Raw genomic sequence first — 13,697 nt, 5'->3', positions numbered from 1 at the left:
CGCGTCCCAGCAAGAAGGAGAGCAACGATGACCGAGCGCCCCAACGGGCTTCCCGACCGGATCCGGCACTACATCGGCGGCGAGCTCGTCGACTCCGTCTCGGGTGAGACGTTCGACGTCCTCAACCCCGAGACCAACGAGGTCTACATCCAGGCCGCCGCCGGCGACCGGGCCGACATCGACAAGGCCGTCGCCGCCGCGCGGGCGGCGTTCGACCACGGGCCCTGGCCGCGGATGAAGCCGCGCGAGCGCTGGCGCATCCTGAACCGGATCGCCGACCTGGTCGAGAGCCAGGACGCCGAACTCGCCCGGTTCGAGTCGTGGGACACCGGCCTGCCGATCACCCAGGCGAAGGGCCAGGCCCGGCGGGCGGCGGAGAACTTCCGCTTCTTCGCCGACCTGATCGTGGCCCAGCAGGACTCCGCCTACAAGCAGCCCGGCACCCAGATGAACTACGTCAACCGCAAACCGGTCGGCGTTGCCGGCCTCATCACCCCCTGGAACACGCCGTTCATGCTCGAGTCGTGGAAGCTGGCCCCCGCCCTGGCGTCCGGCTGCACCGTGGTGCTGAAGCCCGCCGAGTTCACGCCACTCTCGGCGTCCCTGTGGGTGCGGATCTTCGAGGAGGCCGGGCTTCCGGAGGGCGTCTTCAACATGGTCCACGGGTTCGGCGAGACCGCCGGGGACAGCCTGGTTCGGCACACCGACGTGAACCTCATCTCGTTCACCGGCGAGACCACCACCGGGCAGACCATCTTCCGCAACTGCGCGGCGACCCTCAAGGGGATGTCGATGGAGCTCGGCGGCAAGTCGCCGGCGGTCGTGTTCGCGGACGCCGACCTCGACGCCGCCCTCGACTCGACCCTCTTCGGCGTCTTCTCCCTCAACGGGGAACGCTGCACCGCCTCGAGCCGCATCCTGGTGGAGCGGTCGATCTACGACGAGTTCGTCGAGCGCTACGCCGAGCGGGCGCGCCGGGTGAAGGTCGGCAAGCCTTCCGACCCGCTCACGGAGCTGGGCGCGCTGGTGCACCCCGAGCACCACGAGCGCGTCCTGGGGTACGTCGAGGCCGGCAAGGCCGAGGCGCGCCTCGTCGCGGGGGGTGGCCGCCCGGAGGAGTTCCCCGAGGGCAACTACCTCCAGCCGACGGTCTTCGCCGACGTCGCCCGCGACGCCCGCATCTTCCAGGAGGAGATCTTCGGCCCGGTCGTGGCGATCACGCCCTTCGACACCGAGGAGGAGGCCGTCGAGCTCGCCAACGACGTGAAGTACGGCCTGGCGGCGTACGTGTGGACGTCCAACGTCAAGCGCGCCCACAACGTCTCGCACCAGATCGAGGCCGGTATGGTCTGGATCAACTCCCACAACGTCCGCGACCTGCGTTCCCCGTTCGGCGGCGTGAAGGCGTCCGGCCTCGGCAACGAGGGCGGCTACCGGTCGATCGACTTCTACACCGAGCAGCAGGCCGTGCACATCACGCTCGGCGACGTCCACACCACCCGCTTCGGCGCCACCGGGTACAGCGAGAACGACCCAGCGCTCGCCGGCCCCGGCGCCCACTGACCACCACCGCGCCCGCCAGATGACAAAGGAGACAGACATGACCACCAACCTGCACCCGCCGTTCGACATCCTTCGCTGCGCTTCGATGGAGCTCGTCGTCACCGATCTCGCGGCCTCCCGCGCGTTCTACGTCGATGTGCTCGGCCTCGTCGTGACCGAGGAGGACGAGGACACGATCTACCTGCGCTCCTTCGAGGAGTTCATCCACCACAACCTCGTGCTCCGCCGGGGCGAGACCGCGGCCGTGGCGGCGTTCAGCTTCCGCGTTCGTAGCCCCGAGGACGTCGACAAGGCCGCTGCCTGGTACGAGGCGCAGGGCTGCCCGGTCCGGCGCTCGGCGGAGGGCTTCGTCAAGGGCACCCGGAACGCCGTGCGCGTTCAGGACCCGCTCGGGTTCCCGTACGAGTTCTTCTACGAGACCGACCACGTGGAGCGGCTGGCCTGGGCGTACGAGCAGCAGGGCGCGGGCGCGCTGGTGCGGCTCGACCACTTCAACCAGGTCTTCCCGGACGTGGTGCGCGGTGCGGCCTACCTGGAGGACCTCGGCTTCCGCAAGACCGAGGACATCCAGGACTCCGAGGGCGTGGTCTACGCGGGCTGGTTCGCCCGCAAGCCCACCGTGCACGACACCGCGCTCACCGGCGGTGACGGCCCCCGGATGCACCACGTCGCCTTTGCGACCCACGAGAAGCACAACATCCTCTACATCTGCGACAAGCTCGGGGCGCTGCGCCGGTCCGACATGATCGAGCGCGGGCCAGGACGCCACGGCGTCTCCAACGCGTTCTACCTGTACCTGCGTGACCCCGACGGCCACCGCGTCGAGATCTACACGCAGGACTACTACACCGGCGACCCCGACAACCCGCTCGTCACCTGGGATGTCCACGACAACCAGCGCCGCGACTGGTGGGGGCACGCGGTCGTCCCGTCCTGGTACACCGAGGCGTCGATCGTTCTCGACCTCGACGGGAACCCCGTGCCGGTGCGCAAGCGTGAGCAGGCGTCCGAGATGGCCGTGACGATCGGTGCCGACGGGTTCTCCTACACCCGCAAGGACGACAACGAGCACGGCTTCAAGGTCGGGACGCAGCTCTGACGACCCGGCCCGGGGGCGGGCGCCGACTCGCCCCCGGGCCGACGCCCGCCCCGCCCACCCGGACGTCTCGCCGTCGTGTGCGACCATGGACGCCAACCACACCTCGAGAAGGACTCCCGTGAACACAGACACCGCTCGGCTCTCCAAGTCGGAGACCGTGTACCGCGAGCTGCGGTCGCGGATCACGTCGGGACGTTACGTCGCGGGGTTCCGGATGGTGCTGGACCAGCTCGCCCGTGAGCTCGGTGTGTCTCCCGTGCCGATCCGCGAGGCGTTGCGACGCCTTGAGGCGGAGCGGCTGGTCACCTTCACGCCCAACGTGGGCGCCGAGGTGGCTGCGGTGGACGTGGGTGACTATGCGGAGGCGATGCACGTGCTGGCTCTGCTCGAGGGCTCGGCCACTGCGGTCGCCGCCCCCCACCTCACCGAGGGCCAACTCCGGGACGCGTTCGACATCAACGAGCGCATGCGCGTCCTCGCGGCCAGTCCTGGGTTCGACCCGCGCGAGTTCAGCGACCTGAACCAGCAGTTCCACGCGACGCTGTGCCAGGCGTGTCCCAACGAGCACCTGCACCGGCTCTGGGGCGAGGTGGGGGAGCGGGTGACCCTGATCCGGCGCAACCTGTTCCCCTTCGAGCCCGTCCGCTCGGGCACGAGCGTGGCCGAGCACGACGGGATCCTGGCCCTGATCGGCCGGGGGGCCCCGGAAGAGGAGATCGAGGCGGCCGCCCGCAAGCACAAGCTGCGTACGTTGCGCCAGTTCGTCGAGTCGCCCCCGGTGGGCGCGCGCATCTAGAGCCCGGACCCATCCGGAAGGCCTGACCGGTCTTGCTCATCATATATCTTTTCAAATACTCTTGACCCGGCGATCCGCGCGTCCGAGCCGCCCCGCCCCACAGAGAAGTGAGGACAGATCATGCAGTTCCACCACAACGGCTACGTCTCCACCGACCCCCGCATCCAGCCCGCCGCGGGTGTGGGCGTCGACCGGCCAGAAGACCTCCCCGACGAGGTCGACGTGCTCATCGTCGGCTCCGGACCCGCCGGCATGATGACGGCCGCCCAGCTCTCCCAGTTCCCGGGCATCACCACCCGCATCATCGAGCGCCGCGGTGGGCGCCTCGAGATCGGCCAGGCCGATGGCGTCCAGTCCCGCAGTGTCGAGACCTTCCAGGCCTTCGGCTTCGCCGAGCGGATCATCGCCGAGGCGTACCGGATCACCGAGATGGCCTTCTGGAAGCCGGATCCCCAGGGCCCCTCGCGCATCGTCCGCACGGCGCGCCCCGAGGACGACCCGAGCGGCATCAGCGAGTTCCCGCACCTGATCGTCAACCAGGCGCGGGTGCTGGACTACTTCGCCGAGGTGATGGCGAACGCGCCCACCCGGATGAAGCCGGACTACGGCTACGAGTTCGTCGACCTCGAGGTGACGGATGCCGGGGAGTACCCCGTGGTGGTGAGGCTGCTGCGCACCGAGGGCGGGCAGGCCGGCCAGGAGCGGATCGTCCGTGCGAAGTACGTGGTGGGCTCCGACGGCGCCCGCAGCCGGGTGCGGGCGCCGTCGGGGCGACCCACTCCGGCGACGTCGCCAACCACGCGTGGGGTGTGATGGACGTGCTCGCGGTGACCGACTTCCCCGACATCCGTCTCAAGAGCGCCATCCAGTCCGGGAGCGGGGCGAACATCCTCCTCATCCCGCGTGAGGGCGGTCACCTGTTCCGGATGTACGTCGACCTCGGCGTCGTGCCCGAGGGCGACAACGGGGCCATCCGCAACACGCCCTTGGAGACCATCATCGCCAAGGCGCAGGAGATCATCCGCCCCTACACGCTCGACGTGAAGCACGTGTGCTGGAACAGCGTCTACGAGGTCGGCCACCGGGTCACGGACCGGTTCGACGACGTGGAGCCCCACGAGGTGGGCACGCGCGACCCGCGCGTCTTCATCACCGGGGACGCCTGCCACACGCACAGCGCCAAGGCGGGACAGGGCATGAACGTCTCCATGCAGGACGGCTTCAACCTCGCCTGGAAGCTCGCCCACGTCCTCGAGGGCCGGTCGCCGGCGTCCCTGCTCGCCACCTACACGGCCGAGCGCCAGGAGATCGCCCAGAACCTGATCGACTTCGACAAGCAGTGGTCGACCATGATGGCGAAGAAGCCCGAGGAGTTCTCCGACCCCGCGGAGCTGGAGACCTTCTACACCCAGACCTTCGAGTTCCCCGCCGGCTTCATGACCCAGTACCGGCCCTCGGTGATCATCGGGGACCCCGGCCACCAGGGGATCGCGACCGGCTTCCCGGTGGGCAAGCGGTTCAAGTCGGCCCTGGTGACCCGGGTGTGCGACACCAACCCGCTCCACCTGGGCCACCAGGCGACCGCGGACGGACGCTGGCGCATCGTGGCGTTCGCCGACCGGCCGGCGGCCGGCCAGCCGTCTCGGTTGGCCGCGTTCGGGGAGTGGCTGGGCAGCTCGCCGGACTCCCCGGTGGTGCGCTTCACGCCCGCCGGCGGTGACGAGGACGCCTGGTTCGACGCCAAGGTCGTGTACCAGCAGCGCCACGCCGAGGTCGACATCAACGGCGTCCCGGCGGTCTTCAAGCCGCGCGTCGGCCGCTTCGGCCTCCACAACTGGGAGAAGGTCTACGCGATCACGCGCGACAGCGACATCTTCGAGGAGCGGGGGATCGGCCGCGACGGCGCCGTGGTGGTGGTGCGTCCCGACCAGTACGTCGCCCACGTCCTGCCGCTGGACGCGACGGACGAGCTCGCGGCCTTCTTCGCGGGGATCTTCGACCGTCGATAAGCTCGCACCATGACGTACAAGTTGATCCTGCTGCGCCACGGCGAGAGCGAGTGGAACCAGAAGAACCTGTTCACCGGTTGGGTGGACGTGGACATCAATGAGAAGGGGGTCGGCGAGGCCAAGAAGGCCGCCGAGCTCCTGTTGGCCGAGGACCTGCTCCCCGAGAAGCTCCACACCTCGCTGCTGCGCCGCGCGATCCACACCGCGTACCTCGCACTGGACGGCTGCGACCGCCACTGGATCCCGGTCTCCCGTAGCTGGCGCCTCAACGAGCGCCACTACGGGGGCCTCCAGGGCCTCGACAAGGCCGAGACCCTGTCGAAGTACGGCGAGGAGCAGTTCATGGCGTGGCGACGCAGCTACGACACCCCGCCGCCCGTGCTGGAGAAGGATGCCGAGTACAGCCAGTGGGACGACCCGCGCTACGCCGACATCCCCGAGGATGAGCGTCCGCAGACCGAGTGCCTGAAGGACGTCGTCGCGCGCATGCTCCCCTACTGGGAGTCCGACATCAAGCCCGACCTCGCGGCCGGGAAGACCGTCCTGGTCACCGCCCACGGCAACTCGCTCCGCGCGCTGGTCAAGCACCTCGACGGGATCTCGGACGCCGACATCGCCGGGTTGAACATCCCCACGGGGATCCCGCTGTACTACGAGCTCGGCGAGGACTTCATGCCGCTCACCAAGGGCGGTCGCTACCTCGACCCGGAGGCCGCCAAGGCGTCCATCGAGGCCGTCAAGAACCAGGGCAAGAAGTAGTCTGAGACAAGGGGGCGGACGAACGGATGACCGTTCGTCCGCCCCCTTCGTTCGCCGTGGGTCAGGCGATGGTCCAGTTCTCGCCCTCGGGGTGGAGGCCGGTGACGATGTAGATCACGCGGCTGCCCATGAGGACGGCGTGGTCGGCGATCCGTTCGTAGTAGCGACCCAGCAGGGCGCAGTCCACGGCGGCTTCGACGCCGTAGCTCCACGAGTCGTCCAGCAGGACCGCGAACTGGTGGGTGCGCAGCTGGTCGATCTCCTCGTCGTGGTCCGCCATCTTCTCGGCGTCCAGGACGTTGCGCTCACGGAGGGTGCGCCCGGCGACCTCCACCATCTCGCAGGCCAGCACGGCCATGCGCTGGAAGTTCGGCTGCATGGACTCGGGCACAGCGCCCTTGGGGTACCGCATGCGGGCGATCTTGCCGATGTGGGCGGCCAGGTCTCCCATGCGGGCGAGGTCCGCCACCATCCGCAGGGCAGCCACCAACGTGCGGAGCTCCCCGGCCACCGGCGACTGGCGGGCCAGCAGCGAGAAGCAGCGTTGTTCCAGGTCGTCGTGGAGCCGGTCGAGCACGGCGTCATCGCCGATGACCTTCTCGGCCGCGGCGAGGTCGGTGGTCAGCAGGGCCCGCGTGGCGTCCTGGACGGCGACCAGCACCCGGTCGGTCATGGTGATGAGGTCGTCGACCACACTGGTCAGTTCCTCGTGGTAGCTCTCGCGCATGTTGGGATCCTTCGCCTGGTGTCGTTCGGGGGTCGGCCCGAGCGAGCAGTGAGCCGCAACCCTACGGCCCATGCCCACCATAGTGGGACGCCTGTTGGAACGCAGGATGAACACTCGGTGAACGCTCGCGTTGCGACTGTGACTGGGGCGGACGGTGGGAACCCGGGATGCTCCCACCGCCCTATGCTGGGGCTCGTGACGCCCGCTCTCGCTGCCCTCATCGGTGTGGTCGTGGGACTCCTGGGTGGTTACCTGATCGCCTGGTCGATCCTGCGTCCCCGCGCGGATGGGGTTGCCTCCGACTCGCTCAGCGAGGCGCGCCGGGTGCTGGCGGCACTGCGGTGTGGTGGCGCACTCGTCGGGCACATGGACGAGATCCTCGTGGCCAACGACCAAGCCGTCGACCTGGGTGTCGTGCGCGGGAACCGCGTCGCCATCCCCGCGCTGCTCGACCTGGTCCGCGAGGTCCGACGCACGGGCGAGGGCCAGGCCATCAACCTCGATCAGACCCGGGCCGGCCGGGCGGAGCACCGCTTGGCCATCCGCCTCCTGCGGCTCACGGACGGGAACATCCTCGTCATCGCCGACGATCGCGGCGCCGCCCTGCGCGTCCAGGCGTCCGCGCGCGACTTCATGGCCAACGCCACCCACGAGCTGAAGACGCCGGTGGGTGCCATCACCCTGCTGGGGGAGGCCGTCGAGCAGGGGGCCGACGACCCGGAGTCCGTGGTCCGCTTCGCCCGCAAGATCCAGGCCGAGGCGGGACGGCTCTCGCAGCTGGTCGCCCAGATCGTCCAGCTCTCGCGCCTGCAGGGACAGGCCGTGGCCAACTCGGAACGCTTGGGCGTCGACGAGTTGGTCGCCGAGGCGCTGGACCGCAGCCGGCAGTTCGCCGAGACGCGCCGCGTCAGCCTGACCCGCGGCGGCATGCGCGGCTTGGCCGTCCGCGGCGCGAGGGACCAACTGGTGACCGCGCTGGCGAACCTCGTGCACAACGCGATCGCCTACTCCGACGAGAAGTCGAGGGTGGTCGTCACCACGCGTCCGGTCGAGGACCCGCAGGGGGACAAGGTCGCGATTGCGGTCTCCGACAACGGTATCGGGATCGCGCCGGAGGACACCAGGCGTGTCTTCGAGCGCTTCTATCGCGTTGACTACGCCCGCAGCCGCCAGACGGGCGGGACGGGGCTGGGCCTGTCGATCGTGGCGGAGATCGTGGAGGGGCATGGTGGCGAGGTCGCCGTGTGGAGCAAGCTGGGCAGCGGGTCGACCTTCACCATGACGCTGCCGGCCGCACCCGTCGAGGAGGAGGAAGTCGCATGAGCGTGGTCCTGATCGTGGAGGACGAGGAGAGCTACCGGGACGCCCTGAGCTTCATGCTCACGAAGGAGGGCTTCGAGGTCATCCTGGCGGCCGACGGGGAGGAGGGGCTGGCCCAGTTCGATCGACACGGCGCCGACATCGTGCTGCTCGACCTGATGATGCCCGGGCTCTCCGGAACCGAGGTCTGCCGCCGCCTGCGCCAGCGCAGCTCGGTGCCGATCATCATGGTCACGGCACGGGACGCCGAGATCGACAAGGTCGTGGGGCTCGAGCTGGGCGCGGACGACTACGTCACCAAACCGTTCAGCCACCGTGAGCTGGTCGCCCGCGTGCGGGCCGTCCTGCGGCGCGGCATCGAGACCGAACTCGTGCCGGACGTCATCGAGGGCTCCGGCGTCCGGATGGACGTCGAGCGTCATGAGGTCTGGGTGAACGGCGAACCCGTCCGGTTGGCACTCAAGGAGTTCGAACTGCTCGAGATGCTGCTCCGCAACGCGGGACGCGTCATGACCCGGGGCCAGCTCATCGATCGCATCTGGGGCGCTGACTACGTGGGGGACACCAAGACGCTCGACGTCCACGTCAAGCGTCTGCGCGGCAAGATCGAGCCCGACCCGGCCAACCCGCAGGTCCTGGTCACCGTTCGTGGCCTGGGGTACAAGTTCAACGGTTGAGGAAGCGTCGTCGTGGCGTGCGTCCTTGCGTAGGATGCGGCCCGTGACCAACGAAGTCGTCGTCTTCTCGGGCCAGGCCCATCCGGAGTTCGCCCAGGAGATGTGCGACCTGATGGGCGTCGAGCTGTCGCCCACGCGCGTGCAGCGCTTCAGCAACGACTGCATGCAGGTGCAGTTGCGCGCCAACTGCCGCCAGCGCGACGTGTACATCGTCCAGCCGCTCGTCCCGCCCACGCAGGAGAACCTCTTCGAACTGCTGATGATGGTGGATGCGGCTCGTGGGGCGTCCGCCGCCCACGTGAACGTGGTGATGCCGCACTACGCGTACGCCCGGTCCGACAAGAAGGATGCCCCGCGCATCTCCGTGGGTGGCCGGCTGGTCGCCGACCTGCTGGCAACGGCCGGTGCGACCCGGGTGCTGACGATGGCGTTGCACTCCGAGCAGGTGCACGGCTTCTTCTCCGTGCCGGTCGACCACCTGACGGCACTACCCGTCCTCGCCGACCACTACCGCGGACAGGACCTGTCCAACACGGTCGTCGTGTCACCGGACTTCGGCAACGCGAAGGAGGCCGGACGGTTCGCGCGCGCCCTGGGCGTCGAGGTGGCCGCGGGCTCCAAGCGGCGCACCGCGGACGACAAGGTCATCATCGACTCGATCGTGGGGGACGTCGCCGGCAAGGACTGCATCGTGCTCGACGACGAGATCGCCACCGGCGGCTCCATCGTCACGCTGATCAGGGCGTTGGAGAAGTACGGGGTGAACAGCGTCTCGGTGGCCTGCACGCACGGCCTGTTCACCGGCGCGGCACCCGAGCGGCTCAACGGGCTGACGGGCGTCAGCGAGGTCGTGACGACCAACACGGTGCCCCAGGGCAAGCAGGTGGACCGCCTCAAGGTGCTCTCGGTGGCCCCCCTGTTCGCCGAGGCGGTGCGACGCATCCACCTCGGCGAGTCGGTGAGCCGGCTGTTCTCCGAGGAGAACACCTACGGCCAGTGATGCCGGATCAGGGGGTCGGCGTCGCGGACGGCGTGGGCGCCGGGGAGATGGAGGCGTAGATCGCGCTCTTCGACGACATGACCGGGGCGATGGCCGACGCCTGGACGCCGGACTTGAAGGTCAGGGTGAGGTCGGCGGTCAGGCCCGGCTTGAGGTCGGAGCCTGAGACGGTGAAGCCATCGATGCCGGCCTCGGTCAGGACCGCCATGCGATGGGGCAGGAGTTCGACGGGACCTCCGCTGACGCGCAGCGGGGAACCCAGCGAGTTGTCGGCCTTGTGGGCCACGCCCTCCACCCTGACCAGCGTGTCCGCCACGGGGGAGACGATGGAGGCCGACAGGACGCCCTTGCCGGAGTCGTCGGCGACCACGAGGAGGTTGCGCACCTTGAGCTGGCGCCCGGCCTCGCCGGCGGCGACGTCCACGTTCACACCGTGCGCGGGCGTGTAGGGCTGGAGGGTCTGTGCGTTGAACCCACATCCGGCCAGCAGGAGGCTGACGCCGACACCGGCGACGAAGGTGCGTGCGGCCCGGCGACGGCGACGGGTGCTGGAATCCATGGCGGGAGCCTCCTGGGTCGGGACTTCGAATCTCGACGCCACAATAACGAAACAGCGCTGGGGATGGTTAGCCACATCATCCCGTCGCGGACAACGTTGCGAAACCGCGACCCGACGTGGGTTTCGCTGCCCTCGGCAACAGGGCTGCAACACGGGGTGTCGCTGGCGTCCGGCGGGTCGCGGTTCTAGGGTGGGGTCACGCGCTTGGATGGGGCTCACTGTGCCCAGCAGCACACTCCGAGCCGCTTGTCAAGACCTCGAACTTGCGTTGACAACGCCTTTCGGCCTCACCCGGCCATCGGAGGGCGTGGTAGACTGGTCGGCGGGAAAGGGGTCTATGAATATGACTTTTCAGGTCGGTGAAACGGTCGTGTACCCGAACCATGGTGCCGCTGTCATCGAAGACATCGAAACCCGGACGATCAAGGGGCAGGATCGCCTGTACCTCGTCCTCCGCATCGTCGGCCAGAACGACCTGGTGGTACGGGTCCCCGCCGACAACCTCGACTTGGTGGGCGTACGCGATGTCGTCGACGCGGACGGGTTGGAGCGGGTGTTCAGCGTGCTGCGTGCCCCACACACCGAGGAGCCGACCAACTGGTCGCGTCGGTACAAGGCCAACCTCGAGAAGCTGCACTCCGGGAACGTGATGAAGGTTGCCGAGGTCGTCCGCGACCTGTGGCGGCGCGAGCGCGAGCGTGGCCTCTCGGCCGGCGAGAAGCGCATGCTGGCGAAGGCCCGCCAGATCCTGGTGTCCGAGCTGGCCCTGGCTGAGAAGGTCTCCGATGACCGCGCCGAGGTCATGCTCGACGAGGTGCTCGCCTCGTAGCCGATGGGTGAACAGAACAACTCCGTGCCGGTCGTCGCCATCGTGGTGGCGGCCGGTTCCGGTTCACGACTCGGCGCCGAGGTCCCCAAGGCGCTCGTCCCGGTAGCCGGCATCCCCCTCGTGGCCCGCGCGGTCGCCCGGTTGGCGGCCGGGGGCGTCGACGAGGTGGTGGCCGTCATCCCTGCCGCGGAGCGGGACGCCTTCACCGACGCGCTCGCCGCGTCGCCCATCCCCGTGGTCCTGGTCGACGGGGGCTCGGAGCGCCAGGACTCGGTGGCCAACGGGATCGCCGCACTGCCCGACCTGCCCCAGGAGGACGCCGACGGCCAGGTCGTGCTGGTCCACGACGCGGCGCGCGCCTTCGTGCCCGCGGAGGTCGTCGCCCGGGTGATCGCGGCGGTGCGCGCGGGCGCCGAGGCCGTCATCCCGGTCGTCCCGGTCTCCGACTCGATCCGTGAGGTCACCGACGGGGGCAGCGCCGTCATCGACCGGTCGCGGCTCCGGGCGGTCCAGACGCCGCAGGGTTTCAGCCGGGGCGTCCTCGAGGACGCCCATGCCGCGGTCTTCGAGACCAAGGCGTCCGTCACCGACGACGCCGCCGCGGCCGAGTACATCGGGTGTGAAGTGACCCTCGTGGAGGGATCCCGCGACGCCTTCAAGGTCACCGAGCCCGTCGACCTCCTGGTCGCCGAGGCCATCGCCGCGCGAGAGGAATCCGCATGAGGGTCGGTATCGGCACGGACGTCCACGTCCTCACCGCTGGGGTGCCCCTGTGGTGCGCGGGCCTGCACTTCCCGGACGAGCCCGCCGGCCTGGCCGGCCACTCCGACGGGGATGTCGCCGCCCACGCCGCCTGCGATGCGCTCCTGTCCGCCGCCGGCCTCGGTGACCTGGGATCCAACTTCGGTACCTCCGACCCCGCGTGGGCGGGGGCGTCCGGCGTGGCGTTCCTGACCGAGACGGTCCGGCGCGTCCGAGAGGCGGGGTTCGAGGTCGGCAATGTCGCGATCCAGGTCATCGGCAACCGTCCGCGACTGGCCGGACGCCGGGCCGAGGCCCAGCGCGTCCTGTCGGACGCCGTGGGTGCGCCGGTGTCGGTGGCCGCCACCACGACGGACGGCCTGGGCCTCACCGGCCGGGGCGAAGGCGTCGCGGCGGTGGCGACGGCGCTGGTGCGCGCCGCCGGTTCGGCCGGGTGACCACGCTGGGCGGGGTCAGCGCACCTCGTCCGCCGGCGCCACGAACGCATTGCAGACCGAGATCGCGTCAGAGGACAGGCCTCGGCTGAACCAGTCCTGACGAGCGTTGCCGCTGCCGTGCCCGCCCGAGTAGCCGGGCTGTCCGGTCAGGACGTCGTCGCCCAGGTTCCACGCCAGTTCTCCCAGGGCGCGGAGCTGGTCGGGGCCCAGGGACTGGCTCTGGGCGACAGACCGGACGTACTGGCCCGACAGGCAGTCGGCCTGGACCTCGGTGCGACGGGACAGGTCCAGGGCGGCGCGCTCGGTGCGGGCGTCCTGCTCGAGGTACTTCTCCGAGATGAGGATGGCCGTCCGCGCCTGGACGGCGTGCCCGAACTCGTGGGCCAGGACCATCTCCGCCGCGTAGTGCGCGTTCGCCACGTTCGCCGGGAATGCGCGGAGCAGCGAGTTGGCGTAGTAGATGCGCTGGTCGCCGGTGCAGTAGGCGGCGTTCAGATCGGAGAAGTCGCCGCACGCGGTCTTGATCGGACGCGTGTAGACGGTGACGGGCGGGCGGGGCATCGCGAAGCCGGACGCCTCGACGGGGTCGGCGAACACGGCCATCAGGCAGCCCATGAGTTCGTTGAAGTGGTCCTGCTTCTGGGCGGCGGAGGCGCCGTTGATGTCGATCGCGTCCATCCGGCAGTTCGTCGGAGTGGGGATGGTCTCCTCGTAGAGGGGATTGGCCACGACGAGGCGACCGGCGGCGTCCAGCGTGCGGGGGCCGGGGACCGCGGGTGGGTTCCGGGAGGGGGGCGGGGGCGCGTAGCCCTCGTTCCGGTAGGGGGAGTTCGGGTCACCGGGTACCTGAGGGGCCGGAGCGGGGGCGTCCGGACGCGTCGGCTCGGGCCGGGTGGGGAGTTCGAGGCCGGTCGCCTCGTCGAGCAGGCCACGGACGAACGAGGCGAGCATGAGGATGGCCACCACGGCCATCACCACGCGGACGGCGTTGCCCAGCCCGCTGCGGCGCCGGCGCGGGGGTCTCGGCGGCCACGGCTGCTGCGGAGGACGCTGCCACTGCTGCTGGGGCCACTGCTGCTGGGGCCACTGCTGCCGGGGCGGCGGAGGGGCTCCCCATGGCGTCTGGCTCACGCCGCCACCCTAGCGGGCCTGCGATAGGT

General features: G+C 69.7%; 13 protein-coding genes and 1 pseudogene. 11 read left to right on the top strand and 3 right to left on the bottom strand.

Annotated features, from left to right (window positions below; genetic code table 11):
* The first annotated feature begins 27 nt into the window (after window positions 1–27).
* The 5 genes and pseudogenes from hpaE (at window position 28) to AC5YDA_RS10535 (ending at window position 6,226) form a co-directional block, all read left to right on the top strand.
* Complete coding sequence (gene hpaE, locus AC5YDA_RS10555; protein WP_496188408.1) at window positions 28–1,563, top strand: 5-carboxymethyl-2-hydroxymuconate semialdehyde dehydrogenase; 1,536 nt, start codon at window positions 28–30, stop codon at window positions 1,561–1,563.
* A gap of 37 nt (window positions 1,564–1,600) precedes the next feature.
* Window positions 1,601–2,662: a 3,4-dihydroxyphenylacetate 2,3-dioxygenase gene (gene hpaD, locus AC5YDA_RS10550; RefSeq protein WP_496188409.1), complete on the top strand. Its 1,062-nt coding sequence runs from the start codon at window positions 1,601–1,603 to the stop codon at window positions 2,660–2,662.
* A 118-nt stretch (window positions 2,663–2,780) separates the two neighbouring features.
* Window positions 2,781–3,458 (top strand): GntR family transcriptional regulator, encoded by a 678-nt coding sequence (locus tag AC5YDA_RS10545; protein ID WP_496188419.1) that lies wholly within the window; start codon window positions 2,781–2,783, stop codon window positions 3,456–3,458.
* A 120-nt stretch (window positions 3,459–3,578) separates the two neighbouring features.
* A pseudogene (locus AC5YDA_RS10540) lies at window positions 3,579–5,467 on the top strand (FAD-binding monooxygenase).
* Window positions 5,468–5,476: 9 nt separating this feature from the next.
* Window positions 5,477–6,226 carry a phosphoglyceromutase gene (locus AC5YDA_RS10535; RefSeq protein ID WP_496188421.1) on the top strand — a complete coding sequence of 250 codons (750 nt, stop codon included), beginning with the start codon at window positions 5,477–5,479 and terminating at the stop codon, window positions 6,224–6,226.
* A gap of 61 nt (window positions 6,227–6,287) precedes the next feature.
* Here the strand turns inward: AC5YDA_RS10535 and phoU are convergent, their stop codons facing one another.
* The gene (gene phoU, locus AC5YDA_RS10530) at window positions 6,288–6,953 is read right to left on the bottom strand and encodes a phosphate signaling complex protein PhoU (protein ID WP_496188422.1); all 666 of its coding nucleotides are present in this window, start codon (window positions 6,951–6,953) and stop codon (window positions 6,288–6,290) included.
* A 195-nt stretch (window positions 6,954–7,148) separates the two neighbouring features.
* On the opposite strand from phoU, the gene AC5YDA_RS10525 reads away from it, so the two are divergent.
* From AC5YDA_RS10525 to AC5YDA_RS10515, 3 genes are read left to right on the top strand one after another with little or no spacing between them, the layout of a single operon-like run.
* Entirely contained in the window at window positions 7,149–8,276 is a 1,128-nt protein-coding gene (locus AC5YDA_RS10525) for a sensor histidine kinase (RefSeq protein WP_496188423.1), read from the top strand.
* A complete protein-coding gene (locus AC5YDA_RS10520; RefSeq protein WP_496188424.1) occupies window positions 8,273–8,950 on the top strand; it encodes a response regulator transcription factor in 678 nt (225 codons plus the stop codon). The genes AC5YDA_RS10525 and AC5YDA_RS10520 overlap by 4 nt, the downstream gene beginning before the upstream one ends.
* A gap of 34 nt (window positions 8,951–8,984) precedes the next feature.
* On the top strand, window positions 8,985–9,950 hold the full coding sequence (locus AC5YDA_RS10515; protein ID WP_496188425.1) for a ribose-phosphate diphosphokinase: 966 nt from the start codon (window positions 8,985–8,987) through the stop codon (window positions 9,948–9,950).
* Window positions 9,951–9,957: 7 nt separating this feature from the next.
* On the opposite strand, the gene AC5YDA_RS10510 is transcribed toward AC5YDA_RS10515, so the two are convergent.
* On the bottom strand, window positions 9,958–10,509 hold the full coding sequence (locus tag AC5YDA_RS10510) for a hypothetical protein (protein ID WP_496188426.1): 552 nt from the start codon (window positions 10,507–10,509) through the stop codon (window positions 9,958–9,960).
* A gap of 343 nt (window positions 10,510–10,852) precedes the next feature.
* Here AC5YDA_RS10510 and AC5YDA_RS10505 point away from each other — a divergent pair, with 343 nt between their 5' ends.
* From AC5YDA_RS10505 to ispF, 3 genes are read left to right on the top strand one after another with little or no spacing between them, the layout of a single operon-like run.
* Window positions 10,853–11,338, top strand: a complete 486-nt coding sequence (locus AC5YDA_RS10505) for a CarD family transcriptional regulator (protein ID WP_496188427.1) — start codon at window positions 10,853–10,855, stop codon at window positions 11,336–11,338.
* Between the two features lie 3 nt (window positions 11,339–11,341).
* Window positions 11,342–12,061 carry a 2-C-methyl-D-erythritol 4-phosphate cytidylyltransferase gene (gene ispD, locus AC5YDA_RS10500; RefSeq protein WP_496188428.1) on the top strand — a complete coding sequence of 240 codons (720 nt, stop codon included), beginning with the start codon at window positions 11,342–11,344 and terminating at the stop codon, window positions 12,059–12,061.
* A complete protein-coding gene (gene ispF / locus AC5YDA_RS10495; protein WP_496188429.1) occupies window positions 12,058–12,537 on the top strand; it encodes a 2-C-methyl-D-erythritol 2,4-cyclodiphosphate synthase in 480 nt (159 codons plus the stop codon). The genes ispD and ispF overlap by 4 nt, the downstream gene beginning before the upstream one ends.
* A gap of 15 nt (window positions 12,538–12,552) precedes the next feature.
* Here ispF and AC5YDA_RS10490 read toward each other — a convergent pair whose 3' ends face one another.
* Window positions 12,553–13,668: a neutral zinc metallopeptidase gene (locus AC5YDA_RS10490; RefSeq protein WP_496188430.1), complete on the bottom strand. Its 1,116-nt coding sequence runs from the start codon at window positions 13,666–13,668 to the stop codon at window positions 12,553–12,555.
* Window positions 13,669–13,697 lie beyond the last annotated feature (29 nt).

This window comes from Propioniciclava sp. LT294, from assembly GCF_059516005.1.
The sequence above is the reverse complement of the archived record's forward strand: the minus strand, read 5'-3'. Positions and strand labels throughout refer to the sequence as shown.

Bases quoted from the DNA above. Each gene is read 5' to 3' on its own strand.
- hpaE (WP_496188408.1), top strand. From the start codon at position 28: ATGACCGAGCGCCCCAACGGGCTTCCCGACCGGATCCGGCACTACATC.
- hpaD (WP_496188409.1), top strand. From the start codon at position 1,601: ATGACCACCAACCTGCACCCGCCGTTCGACATCCTTCGCTGCGCTTCG.
- AC5YDA_RS10535 (WP_496188421.1), top strand. From the start codon at position 5,477: ATGACGTACAAGTTGATCCTGCTGCGCCACGGCGAGAGCGAGTGGAAC.
- phoU (WP_496188422.1), bottom strand. From the start codon at position 6,953: ATGCGCGAGAGCTACCACGAGGAACTGACCAGTGTGGTCGACGACCTC.
- AC5YDA_RS10520 (WP_496188424.1), top strand. From the start codon at position 8,273: ATGAGCGTGGTCCTGATCGTGGAGGACGAGGAGAGCTACCGGGACGCC.
- AC5YDA_RS10515 (WP_496188425.1), top strand. From the start codon at position 8,985: ATGCGGCCCGTGACCAACGAAGTCGTCGTCTTCTCGGGCCAGGCCCAT.
- AC5YDA_RS10510 (WP_496188426.1), bottom strand. From the start codon at position 10,509: ATGGATTCCAGCACCCGTCGCCGTCGCCGGGCCGCACGCACCTTCGTC.
- AC5YDA_RS10505 (WP_496188427.1), top strand. From the start codon at position 10,853: ATGACTTTTCAGGTCGGTGAAACGGTCGTGTACCCGAACCATGGTGCC.
- ispD (WP_496188428.1), top strand. From the start codon at position 11,342: ATGGGTGAACAGAACAACTCCGTGCCGGTCGTCGCCATCGTGGTGGCG.
- ispF (WP_496188429.1), top strand. From the start codon at position 12,058: ATGAGGGTCGGTATCGGCACGGACGTCCACGTCCTCACCGCTGGGGTG.